The organism is Sphaerospermopsis sp. FACHB-1194, from assembly GCF_014696235.1.
GTDB lineage: Bacteria > Cyanobacteriota > Cyanobacteriia > Cyanobacteriales > Nostocaceae > Sphaerospermopsis > Sphaerospermopsis kisseleviana.
In genome coordinates, this window is record NZ_JACJPU010000079.1 from 1 (window position 1) to 12,553 (window position 12,553).

Consider the following 12,553-nt stretch of genomic DNA (forward strand, 5'->3'; position numbering starts at 1 on the left):
TCGCTGCATTTAATATGTTGCATAGCGTAGGATCTGAAACTTTAGATCCGGCTAATTCTTTGGATAAATCAACTATTGATAAGGTAAATAAAACCTTAGCTTTTTATTGCAAGAGAGAAAAAATTGGGAATCCTCTAGAAATAGATGATCAGCCTAAATTAGATCCAACTAAATCTAGTTTGAGGTTTTCTGATTTATCAAAATCAACTTATCTTAATTGGACTAGATTTAGTGAATCTTGCGAACCTTTACATATTGTTTTTGGTAATGCCGATTTATTGCCGGCTATTCCGATGGTCGCTATTCCAGATGTTAAACAAACAAACCACGAATACATTAACTACGACGTTAGGGAGGGATTAAAACCCTTCATAGGAAATAAACGCGAGATTAGCATAACCACTAAAAACGCTAAACAATGGACTAAATCCGATTTTGTAAATTTAGTCAAATTTATTACTGCAAACAATGGTTCTAAAAACAAGGTCAATGATTGTCAATTGACAATAGATGATCAGGATATGTTTGACTATTTAGCGGATGATTTGATCGACAATCAGCTAAGTTTGAATAGTTTGGATATATGTCTTGATGATAGGGAAGTTGACATTGATTACTTAATATCTGAAATCGAGAAAAGACAATCTAAAAACATATATTTTGAAGCTCCTCACGGACTTGGTAAAACAACCTTCAGTACAGCACTAAGTACGTATTTTTGGGAATTGTTTAATATAGCGACTGTAGTTGTTACACCTACGATCTCATTAAGAAAAAACTGTGGGGTTGGGTATAAATTACCGCAAGTGGATGAAAATTTCTGGATTCATCAAAACCAAAAAAACTTTAGAGGGTGTGTAACTTGTCTTGATAGTTTATTCACAAGGGTAATGCCTTTACTAGAGGAACACGATATTAAGTATATTTTGATTTTTGATGAGTGTAGCAAGAATATTAGTCATTTACATACAGGTGACACACACATTAAAAAAGATAGGGCGCTGCACTTATCTAAAGTCGAAAAATTGTTAAATTGCAGCGAATTAAATGTATTTCTGGATGCTGACGTTTATCAATCTGTTTTTAATTATGTGCAAAAATCAGCGCCTAGAAATAGTTTGAAAATTGGGACTAGTTTTAGGTTTGATCGTGAGTTCGTCTTATGGAATGGATCAAGTCCTAAAGAGATGATTAAAGCGGTTCATTTGATCAGGCTGAATGAACCGAACGCAACAATTAACGTCAATTCTCAGAGTGCAAAATTTGATGCAACATACACCCCTAAAAATATAGCGAATGCGTTGATGGATATGGGGATTTGGTTTGAAGATATAGTGGTTCATGATGGTGATAGCTTAGAACCTGATCACCCTGGGTTTGATATTCTTTCAAAACCTAAACACGTACAAGAAGCGTACTTTGAAAAGTTTTGTAAAGGGAAAATAATAATCACTAATCAAAATTTCTTTTCTAGTGGTGTTAGTGTGGCTAATCACTGTTTCGATTATCAATTCAATATTTTCTATAATCAGGGATTGCCTACCGATGCTTTACAAATTCCGTTAAGGTTAAGAGACAAACAAGGACTACAGCGCCATATATGGGTAGCTAACGCTGTACTCGGATCTAGCACATTAACCGGATACACTCCTAAACAAGTTGAGGAGCAATTAAATCTAAAAATACAATATTTTGATAAGGGTTATGAACGTTTAAGAGGGTATTACAATCCTGCTGATTTGGTTAGGAGCGCGTTATCGTCTCAATATATGTACGAGATGATAGCTTTAGAATCAAACCTAAAGACCGGATCTATGTTTAGGCGTGTAGTCTTGAGATTAATAAAATATAAGCAAAATTGGACTTTATTGGAGGCTGATAAATGGATGGAAGAATATAAATCTGGGGTAGCTAAGGAAACTATTGATAGGGTTTATTCTCCAAAAACAGAAATAGGACAATCTGATCTATACAGCGCGATCAAGAAGTCGCAAGTTGAGACGATTGATGGGAAGAATGGCGAAGTGGCGTTATCGCGATTAATTAGTGACGATGATTATAAAAATCTAATTAACCAAAACCAGAAATTTAGTAGGGAGGAGGAGACATTGCTTGATCGCTATCAGTTTAATAAGTCTTGTTTAGGGGTAATTCCTAACCCAAATAAAGACGATATTCAATTATGGCGTGATGGGTTTTGGCGAAAGTTAAAATCAGAATTTTCCTTATTGATTGATAGGTTTTGGTTTACCAGAATTGAGGAGTCGATTAAGTTAGAAAAGTCAGCTAAAAATAAACACTTCTTTGCTTTTGACTGGGTTAAAAAATCCGATCTTCCAAGATTAGTTTATCTGAGAGAATTGGGACTTGATATGTTGATCCGCGAGAAATATTGGCTAGAAATCGGATCTATCAAGTTTGAATCATCGAAGTTTATTAAGTCACCTAACCAAGAATTTAGCAAAGAAGTTGAGGTTAATGGTGAAAAGTTAACCGTTATTTTGACGGGAACTAAGCTGGATCTAAGTAAAGGATCTTTGTTACAGTCAATAGCCGAAAAAATAGCTAATGAACCTTTAAAAGCTAAAAACTTGTTAGGTTTCAAACCGGAAAAAACTACTTTAGCTATTATTCGGCAGGTTTTAGATATTTTTGGCCACAAGATAGAAACTGTTGGGAACGGTAAGGCAACTAAGTATGTTTTAATTAGGGAGAATAATCAGGAACTTAGAAACATTTACCACGAAACAATGCGTAAATTGATTGGTTTGTCAGCATTTAATGAAAATAACCTTTATGCTGATTTTATTGATGAGTTGGCAATTGCAAACAATGAACCAATAACATTAGATGCTAAGGCTATAAAAGCAGCAATTCCCCAAGTTGATGTTAAATCTCAATTTAATATTTCTGATTTAGTGGATATTGGTCAAGCTGCTTTGGAGGGTGAGGTTTCTATTAAACTCGTTCCTTCATTTCCTTAGCTAAGTTATAGGGGCTAGTCCCCTATATTCCACACAATGCAAGGTAGTTATGTTGTTTTTTAACTTAATAGAAACAGTTTCAAAGTTTTCTGGAAATAGCGCAATTAGTTTTGATTGATTTTTCATTAGATTTTTATATTCTTGTTCATTAGGGCATTCAATAACCGCGTGGTTTTGTTTCACTCTTATGCAACAATTGTCTAACATTTTTCCACCTAATATATGTATATTTCTATTATAATGTGTGTAATTTAGACTTGTTTAGTCGTAATTTAAGGAACTTATAAAAATGCCTAGATCAGCTTGCCAAGAAAAGAAAACCGCTTTCGCCCTTTGGGCAAATGGACATTCTCTTAAATACGTTAGGAAACAGTTAAACGGTATAATCACGGATAAGACGATCTACAGATGGTTTACCGAGTTTAAGCATGAAAATCCTGATTATAGGGAACGATTGGATGATTATGATATTGAGTTGAGTTCTAACAAAATAATAGAAAACCATAGTGATTGGCTTGAGCGTGCTATTAAGACAAGTGAGGAGATAGCAGCGCAAAATAGGGAGATCCGATTAAAGCTGCAAGATAAGTTGCTTATAGAACTTGATAAAGAATACAATGAGATAAATTTTAAGAATGTTGGTATTTTAGTTAGTTCACTTTGTAATATTCAGAAAAACGAATTTATTGTTAATGGACTTCATTTACTGGATGTAAATCGCGCGGTTTCCATTCTGGATTCACAAGGTTATGAAGTATCTGAGAAAAGTTAATAAAAAAATCAGCACTAGTTGTTAGTGCTGTACTTTTTTTAGATTGTGATAAATGGCGTTGTTACGGGTAAAACCGACTTCATAGCCATTATTCTATGTGCCTCCTCAAATAATTCGTTATCTTGGCGCGATCTTTCGTAATAGGGTTGGGACTTTTCTTTTAAGTGAACATCGGCTAATTGTTTAGCTAATGGCGCGGGAATACCTAATGTTTCATAGTCCTTAATTATTTGATTATATTCGTGATTATTCATTGTTTTTTGGGTTTTTTGTGGGGAATTATTTTTGATTTTAGCATTCTATTTTTATGAATCAAAATGTCATAAAAACTTTGTTTAAGGCGTTGTTGTAATTCAAATAGTTTCGGATCTGGTTCTAATTGCAATTCTGGGAAGTCGGTTTCAATGGCGAAATACTGAGTTTCCATAGTTTGTGTAGTGAGGATTTTTTTTTATTATAGCGATCGCTCAAACTACTTACAATCTAAAATGTATAAAATACACTACTTAAATTTTATAACACTATCCGTATACTGCACTTAGAATTTAAATTGTAAGCTACTTAACTAAGTATACTAAGTAGGAAATACTGGAAACCTTACACTATAAGGGTTTTAGTTAAGCACGGTAAAATCCCTGATTTTATTTATACAAATGAACCTATAAAATTAGTTAAAATTTACTTACAAAATTTTTGTATTTTAAAAAACTCAGTAGTTAAACTACTTACAGTTTTTTGAGATAAATAAATAACTAAAGTGTTTAAGTAGCAAACCTTAAAAACCTTATGCTGTAAAGGTTTCAGCAATTTTAAGGATTTTAATAGGGCTAAACTAGGAAACTATAAGGAGTTCCCCCAATCGTCTTTTAAAATCCAATTTAAGGGTTATTGAAAATAGCTAATGATGATTCTGTTATTAGGAATAGCTAAAGTCATTTAAAGGGCGTTTTTTGGCGGGTTTTGGGGAATGGGTTTTAAACAAGCCCTCCCTATTCTTTAATTAGTTCCTCCCAAAATTTAGCTAAAACCCGAAACACCCCTAACTAATATATATATTATGGGCAAATATCACCGATAGTTTTCTAGAATACTTAAAAACTTAAATAAAATACTTAGGAGGGGATTTTACCGATATTCCAAATGGCATAACGCTTGATATGCCAAATGACTAGCAAAAATATAGAGGGTGATTTTGTGCGATCGCACATAATCAGCTAATTTGCCTAGTTTGAATACCGAATAATTCGGCATTATGGTTTTGTATCACATTGATACAAAAGTGGATATGGGGAATCCCATAACTGGGTATAGGTTTCAGCCATGTTTAAGGAGTTCGACAATATCGTACCCCTGCCGAAGTGTTTGTATCGGTGGGACTGGAAACCCTTACTGGGTATAGGTTTCAGCCATTTTACCGTGATCAAAAGTGGGATTAACTTGCTTGATATTTGCTAGTTTTCATTAACGGTAATGCAAACTAGTCCTAAAAAAAACCTACTCGGTATATGAGTAGGTGACGTACAAAGTAAGGAATAGGACTAGATTTCTGGAAGTTCGATTGAGTCGTTACTCGCAAGATAGCTATTGATAATTGTGTGAGTCGAATTACCAGATATAGTCCCTGTTGTCTTGATATCTACACCGGATCTAATTGTGTGGGTTATGAAGGAGTGACGTTGATCGTAAAATGGCAAGTATTCCCTAACTTCGCCCAACTCGACTAATTTTGAGACAATGGGTTTCCACCAATCACTATTAAAATCCTTTTGGTTAATGTAGGAATTGGATCGGAATGAGGGGAAAATTAGGTTTTCAGGGTTATCTTTTTTTGGAAGTTGTTTGATCAGGTTTTTTAGTTGTTGGTTGCAAGGAAAAATTCGTGCATCAACCCCGTTTTTAGTGCCGTGCTGGACACTTCGATCTTTTCTTCCCGCCACTCTCTTGTTAAATACTATTTGGCATTTATCGCCATTCCACTTAATATCATCCCAAGTTAAGGCTATACATTCGCTAGGCCTGCACCCAGTCAAAAATCTAAATTCTACTAGCCCGGCATAATAAGCACTACTGACATTTGACGACTCTTTATCAAAGCGGCCTGATTTAAAGGTTTCGATTATTGTTTTTATTTCTTCTTTGCTGTATGCCTGGATTTTTTTCTTGGGCGTTGTTTTTAAGGTTTCTTCCAGTGCTGGTAAAGGGTTAGCTGACTTTAATTTATTTAGTTTGATCGCTAGGTTTACGGCTGCTGATAAGGTTCTAAGCGGGTATTTTATCCCGCCGTCTTTGTGCTTAGTCCTTAACCATGCAAGCAACTTATCTGCATTAGATAGAATCAGACATTTTTTGGGACAGTTATCTAGCCAACTGTCAATGGTTGTCCAGTAAGTTTCTTTTGTTCGCGGTGCTACTGAGTTTGTTTTGATCGCTTTATAATTCTCCCAGATTTCTTTTAAGTCGGGTTCGTTGTTTATTGGTAGTGTCGTTATTTGTGTAAGTTTAGGCGCGTTAGGTTTGGCTAGTCCATATTTGACTAAGGTAGTGTCAAAGCAACCTCTAAAAAAGTCGGTTTCGATCTCTTGTGCTATTTTAATCGTTGCTTTGAGTCCCTGTTTTGTTAATGGGTAAGTATGCTTTTCAAAGTTTATTTCTCTTGATCGCGCACGCAACCTTAACCTATAGTTGCCATTTTTATCTTGTTTAGTGCCTATGGTGACTATTTCCAGTTCGTTGTTAGCACGTTTAACCGCGTCTAATAGATCAGTGATGTTTTTTAAATCTTGCATTGTCCTACCTACCAAATAGTAAAATCTGGTGATTGGTAGGGTTAGGATTTTTGCCCCAAATTCGCCCCAAAAATTTTATTTGTATGTTTTTAGGGGCGGCTATATAGTAAGGAAGAGTGTGATTTGTACCACACTCAAAATGTGGCGACCTTGCGGTCATAGGAGTTCGATTCTCCTCTTGCCCATTGCTTACTAGATAAGGGTTTTAGGGTTTTTGGGTTAGAAAATTCAAGTCTCAACTTTGATACTTTCTACCAATTTTCTACCAAATCTGTCAAGCACTATTTTTTAGATCAAAAAAAATAATCACTAACATAGTTATACCAGATAATTGAAACCTTTACTATGTATAAATTGTAGGTATTTTGGCTAGAAGCTAGGATAACTACCTGATCAGTGTATATCAAGGTATTATAGAAAATACATGATGCGGTTAATTTTAATAGGAATTTTGATTTTATTAACAGCTTGTAGTAGTATTGCATTGCAACCGACTTATGAATTAGTTGAAAAAGCCATTGCTATTCAACTAGAAAAAACTCAACAGCAACTTACACAAAAGCTAGATTTAGACTTTCAAAAATTTGAGATTAAGCAAGTAGTAATTACGCAAGAAGAACCTTTAACCATTGAATATTTACCAGCTTATCATGTCCAGGGAACTTATGATTTAACTGTTAAATTACCCAAAAAACAAATCACTCAACCACAAAAACCTTTTGATATTTATTTACAAATTCAACGAGAAGGTAAAAGTTGGCGTTTGCTACTTCCTGAAAAAACTAATAACGATAAACCATCAATTTGGCATAGTTATCAATTGATGATTGATGATTGACAATTGATAATTTCTCGTTCGTAGTCTGAGACTGGGAACGAGATAAAAAGAGAGAGATAAAATTCTGACTCCTTGAACTCCTGACTCCTGACTTTTTAATAATTCTAATTTTGATAAACTCTACCTTTCCAAGCACCTCCTTTTCCTTGCCAATGTCGGTTAGCAGAATCTAATGTCATTAAAGTATATAAAAAGGCAATGATAGGTAAACAAAAAGCTAACCAAAGAGGACATTTATAAAAGGCGATTATGGGAAAATATGCGAATGTCATTAATAGCGATATGAGTAGACCTGTAATGATTATTAGCAGATTACCCATAATTAAACCTAAGATAATTCCTAAAATTGGCAGCATATAAACTATAAACATTCCTAAGACACTTCCCACTAACAACAAAGGAGAATAATTTAGTTGTGTGTAGGCGCTACGGGCTACCATATTCCAAATAGTTTCTAGGGAATCATAAGGACGCAAACTATAAGTTAAAGCATCTAATCCCACCCAAATTTTACCTTGATGAGATTTCACGACTTTGGCTAAAGAACAATCATCAATTAATGCTTGACGAATTATTTGTAGTCCGCCTATTTTTTCTAGGGTTTCTCGACGAATTAAAATACAACCACCAGCAGCAGCAGCAATAGATTTTTTCGGGTTATTTACCCAACGAAAAGGGTAAAGTTTTTGAAAGAAAAAGACAAAGGCAGGTATTAATAATTGTTCCCAAAAACTTTGACAGCGCAGTTTTACCATGAGAGATACTAAGTCTAAATTCTCTGTTTCTGCTTTGGCAACTAATCGCCGTAAATTACTAATATCATGTTCTATATCTGCATCTGTTAGTAATAAATAGTCAGGTAGTTGTAAAGACGTTTCATGAAACGTCTCTACAGCAACTTTTACACCTTGTTCCATTGCCCAAAGTTTACCACTCCAACCATGAGGTAAATCTGCACTATAAATAATATGTAATTGTTCGAGTTTATCAACTGCGTAAGCTACTCCTTGGGCAAAATTGGCTGTACCATCGGTACTTTGATCATCTACTAAAAATACATGAAAATTACCAGGATAGTCTTGTAAAAGGAGCGATCGCAAACTTACAGGAATTACATCAGCTTCATTCCTCGCTGGAACTACTACACACACTGTAGGTAAAGATTGTAATTTATTTGCTGTGGTTTTTAACTGTTGATCTACCCGCCAAAACTGCCCCCAAAACAACAGTAAAAATAACCAAATTGCTAAAGATAAAACCATCAAACCCGCTAAAATTTCTACCATAACTTCTACCATAACTGCTGAGGTCAGGATTTTATGCAAACACAAGACAGGGTAAAAGTCAAGGAAATTACAGAAGCGATCGCCGCTAGTCAAAAACATCTGCTGTCAATTCAAAAACCCGATGGTTATTGGTGGGCGGAATTAGAATCAAATGTTACCATCACTGCGGAAACTGTACTGTTACATAAAATTTGGGGAACAGATAAAACTCGACCTTTGCATAAGGTTGAAAACTATTTGCGATCGCAACAAAAAGAGCATGGAGGATGGGAACTATTTTATGGTGATGGGGGAGAACTCAGTACCACTGTAGAAGCTTACATGGCTTTGCGGTTGTTAGGTGTACCTGCAACAGATCCCGCACTCATCAAAGCAAAGTCTTTAATTTTGCAAAAAGGTGGAATTAGCAAAACCCGCATTTTTACTAAATTACATTTAGCATTAATAGGTTGTTATAATTGGCGTGGACTGCCATCATTACCACCTTGGGTAATGCTATTACCTGAAAATTTTCCCTTCAATATTTATGAGCTTTCAAGCTGGGCGCGTTCTAGTACCGTGCCATTATTAATAGTCTTTGATCAGAAACCTGTCTTTGAAATTGACAACCCCATCAACCTAGATGAATTATATACCGAAGGTGTGAATAATGTCAAATGGGAATTACCAAAAAATAATGATTGGTCGGATATATTTACCATTTTGGATGACGGGTTTAAATTAGCAGAAAGTTTAAATTTTGTACCTTTTCGAGAAGAAGGAATCAAAGCTGCTGAAAAATGGATTTTAGAACGTCAAGAAGCTACAGGAGACTGGGGGGGAATTATTCCCGCCATGTTAAATTCTCTGTTAGCTTTAAAATGTCTAGATTACGACGCTAACAATCCGATTATTTACCGGGGTTTAAAAGCAGTTGATAATTTCGCCATGGAAACAGAAAATAATTACTGCATTCAACCTTGTGTTTCTCCCGTATGGGATACAGCCTGGGCAATTCGCGCCTTAATTGATTCAGGTTTTGAGGCAGATAATCCAGTAATAGTAAAAGCTGGAGAATGGTTAATAGACAAACAAATACTTGATTATGGTGATTGGTTTGTCAAAAATAAACAAGGAAAACCCGGTGCTTGGGCGTTTGAATTTGATAACTGCTTTTATCCCGATGTGGATGATTCTGCTGTAGTTGTCATGGCTTTGCATCAGGCAAAATTACCCAATGAAAACCTCAAAAAACAAGCTATAAAAAGAGCTTTAAATTGGATAGAATCAATGCAATGTCAACCGGGAGGATGGGCAGCTTTTGATATTGATAATCATCAAGAATGGCTAAATTCTATTCCCTATGGTGACTTGAAAGCTATGATAGATCCAAATACTGCCGATGTCACCGCTAGAGTAATAGAAATGTTGGGCGTTGGTAACTTATCAATTCCCGCAGATAAGTTAGAAAAGGCGTTGAATTATCTTCTCAATGAACAAGAAACAGAAGGTTGTTGGTTTGGACGTTGGGGAGTAAATTATATTTATGGAACAAGTGGAGTTTTATCAGCATTAGCATTAATAAACCCCCAAAAATATCGCAGTGAAATAGAACGAGGTGCAGCTTGGTTAGTGAAAGTGCAAAACGCTGATGGTGGTTGGGGAGAAACTTGTTTTAGTTACAATGATCCGAGTTTAAAAGGTCAGGGAGACAGTACCGCATCTCAAACAGCTTGGGCGATAATTGGATTAATTGCAGCAGGTGAAGCAACGGGAAAATTTGATTTTCAGAGTCTTGAAAAAGGGGTTAATTATTTGTTAGAAACTCAAAGTTCAGATGGTACTTGGGATGAATATTACTTTACAGGCACAGGTTTTCCTTGTCATTTTTATCTCAAGTATCACCTTTATCAACAGTATTTTCCCTTAATTGCTTTGGGAAGATACAGCAGAATTTAGTAGTCAGGAAAAAGCACTGCGTTGAAGAGTAAAAATTGCTTGCTGTATAAGTTAGATCCTGTACTTGATTGATCTGCAATTTGCTGTATCACTGAATTAATAGGTGTATTGACACTCTGTTAACCTAAGCATGAGAGTCACCCCTCATGCTCGGCTTCAAAACCGTGGGTGATGTTTTCAGATCACATGGCTTCTTTCTAAGTTAACCTTAACTAAGTACAAATGTGTTTATATTTAGCCTTTTGTAACTCGATTTTCAAATTCTTTGCAAGTATTTTCGACTATAGCAAGAGCAGATGGATAAATACTATTATGCTCTTCTTTCAGCCAGGCTAAAAGTCTAGCAAGCTGGGCGTTCCGTAAATCTAAGTCTGTCTGAAAAATTATTGATGTTGCCATTGCTTGAGCATATTGAGGTGGATGACCTTGCTGGACTAAAGCATCAATCAGAGCGGCTAAGGCTTGCTGTGACACAGAAGCAGAAGTATTTTCTATAGACATAATTTAGGGAGAAATAATTGAATTTGACTAATTATAATAATAGATTTCACCTAATATTGCCATTCCTATTGTTCAGTAATTTTAAATTACTCAGTACCTAGGGTTTGCTGAAAAAGTCTTGTCGTGGAGACAGGGAACAGTTTCAAGAGTTCGATGGGAGCGATTTTTCCTTTGTGTACAATAGGACTTACGCAAGATGTGACTGAAAACCTTATTCTTGCGTAGGGGTAATTCATGTAGCTTGCTTCCCGAAGGATATTACCCCTACTTTCGTTCCCTTTTGCGTAAGTCCTGTATAAGTTGAAATCTCAGTATATATTCACTATTAAGCTTTTAGCCGTAAATCAATGCTTTTTAAATTGATTAGTCTGAATTGATTATACTTAAATAATTTTTGCTCACGAAACTGCAACCCATACAGAACAAGGTGAATAGAATAAATACTTAAGCATAATGTCTTTTTATTATACAAACTTTTGGCTATTTACAGATCACAGATACTGGTATGTGTAGATTAAGGTAAGTTACAAAAAATCTATTTTACTCCTAATATATTTACTTTTGTAACATTGTTGTTAACACAAGTTATAATTAGAACATTTTTTTTATCATAAAATTTACGTAAATATTTGTGATCAATGTCATTTAAGAGTAAAAATCATTACTTAAAGGCAATTCCACGTAAGGACAAAAACATAATTTCCTTAGCCATAAATTTCTTGATTTTTAGTTTTTTAGCCAGGTTGGCATTAAAAATTGTCATTGTCACAGTCAAGAAGGATCAGGGAAGAGACTCAAGAGAAAGGTTTTGGGTAAATTTAATTTTTGTTACAATCCGTTACATATTGAGTTATAACTTAGTAATAATGACTGACTTTATTCTCTACTACTGATTTTTTTGCCAGGCTATTTACAAATAGTAAAACTAGTGATATTAGTATAAAGAGTTCAAGCGAGTGTATAACTTACTATCTTGTGAATGTTACATGACTCCAGTAAGCTAGGTTAACATCAGAAAATTCTGGGACTAAACAAACTGGAATTTCCTAGTGAGACTAACTATATAGTGGTTTAACCACATACATAAAGTTGTCTCCATATAACCTAGTAAATAAAAGATCGACCTTTATAAACCTTACTGTAGTCATATTTACAATGAAACTATTACAAGATATAAGTAGATACTCAAATCAACAACAATGAATTAAGGTACAAAACAATGGCAGTTGAAAAAACTAATTCTTCCTCTAGCTTGGCAGAAGTTATTGATAGAATCCTAGACAAAGGTATCGTTGTAGATGCTTGGGTTCGTGTTTCCTTAGTTGGTATTGAATTACTAGCAGTAGAAGCTAGAATCGTAATCGCATCTGTAGAAACCTACCTGAAATATGCAGAAGCTGTAGGTTTGACTCAGTCTGCTGCGGTACCTGCTTAATTTTGAAGTAGAT

11 protein-coding genes are annotated in these 12,553 nt (G+C 35.0%); 5 read left to right on the forward strand and 6 right to left on the reverse strand.

Features of this window, described 5'->3' with window-relative positions; genetic code table 11:
- Window positions 1-2,984 (forward strand): DEAD/DEAH box helicase family protein (locus H6F45_RS25170; RefSeq protein ID WP_190348714.1); only part of this gene is annotated, 2,984 nt, incomplete at its 5' end.
- A 289-nt stretch (window positions 2,985-3,273) separates the two neighbouring features.
- A complete protein-coding gene (locus tag H6F45_RS25175; protein ID WP_190348715.1) occupies window positions 3,274-3,756 on the forward strand; it encodes a hypothetical protein in 483 nt (160 codons plus the stop codon).
- A 38-nt stretch (window positions 3,757-3,794) separates the two neighbouring features.
- Here the strand turns inward: H6F45_RS25175 and H6F45_RS25180 are convergent, their stop codons facing one another.
- The 4 genes from H6F45_RS25180 to H6F45_RS25190 form a co-directional block, all read right to left on the reverse strand.
- Window positions 3,795-4,010: a hypothetical protein gene (locus H6F45_RS25180; RefSeq protein ID WP_190348716.1), complete on the reverse strand. Its 216-nt coding sequence runs from the start codon at window positions 4,008-4,010 to the stop codon at window positions 3,795-3,797.
- Window positions 4,007-4,183 (reverse strand): hypothetical protein, encoded by a 177-nt coding sequence (locus H6F45_RS25185; RefSeq protein WP_190348717.1) that lies wholly within the window; start codon window positions 4,181-4,183, stop codon window positions 4,007-4,009. The genes H6F45_RS25180 and H6F45_RS25185 overlap by 4 nt, the downstream gene beginning before the upstream one ends.
- Window positions 4,184-4,881: 698 nt before the next feature.
- Complete coding sequence (locus H6F45_RS27210; RefSeq protein ID WP_277877031.1) at window positions 4,882-5,007, reverse strand: hypothetical protein; 126 nt, start codon at window positions 5,005-5,007, stop codon at window positions 4,882-4,884.
- Between the two features lie 287 nt (window positions 5,008-5,294).
- A complete protein-coding gene (locus tag H6F45_RS25190; protein ID WP_190348718.1) occupies window positions 5,295-6,542 on the reverse strand; it encodes a tyrosine-type recombinase/integrase in 1,248 nt (415 codons plus the stop codon).
- A 424-nt stretch (window positions 6,543-6,966) separates the two neighbouring features.
- Here H6F45_RS25190 and H6F45_RS25195 point away from each other — a divergent pair, with 424 nt between their 5' ends.
- Complete coding sequence (locus H6F45_RS25195) at window positions 6,967-7,380, forward strand: hypothetical protein (protein ID WP_190348719.1); 414 nt, start codon at window positions 6,967-6,969, stop codon at window positions 7,378-7,380.
- 104 nt (window positions 7,381-7,484) lie between these two features.
- Here the strand turns inward: H6F45_RS25195 and H6F45_RS25200 are convergent, their stop codons facing one another.
- Entirely contained in the window at window positions 7,485-8,666 is a 1,182-nt protein-coding gene (locus H6F45_RS25200) for a glycosyltransferase (protein ID WP_137667067.1), read from the reverse strand.
- Between the two features lie 33 nt (window positions 8,667-8,699).
- Between H6F45_RS25200 and shc the strand changes: the two genes are divergently transcribed.
- Window positions 8,700-10,604 (forward strand): squalene--hopene cyclase, encoded by a 1,905-nt coding sequence (shc, locus tag H6F45_RS25205; RefSeq protein ID WP_190348720.1) that lies wholly within the window; start codon window positions 8,700-8,702, stop codon window positions 10,602-10,604.
- A 234-nt stretch (window positions 10,605-10,838) separates the two neighbouring features.
- Here shc and H6F45_RS25210 read toward each other — a convergent pair whose 3' ends face one another.
- On the reverse strand, window positions 10,839-11,105 hold the full coding sequence (locus tag H6F45_RS25210; RefSeq protein WP_137667052.1) for a hypothetical protein: 267 nt from the start codon (window positions 11,103-11,105) through the stop codon (window positions 10,839-10,841).
- A 1,219-nt stretch (window positions 11,106-12,324) separates the two neighbouring features.
- On the opposite strand from H6F45_RS25210, the gene gvpA reads away from it, so the two are divergent.
- Window positions 12,325-12,540 carry a gas vesicle structural protein GvpA gene (gvpA, locus tag H6F45_RS25215; RefSeq protein ID WP_057178839.1) on the forward strand — a complete coding sequence of 72 codons (216 nt, stop codon included), beginning with the start codon at window positions 12,325-12,327 and terminating at the stop codon, window positions 12,538-12,540.
- Window positions 12,541-12,553 lie beyond the last annotated feature (13 nt).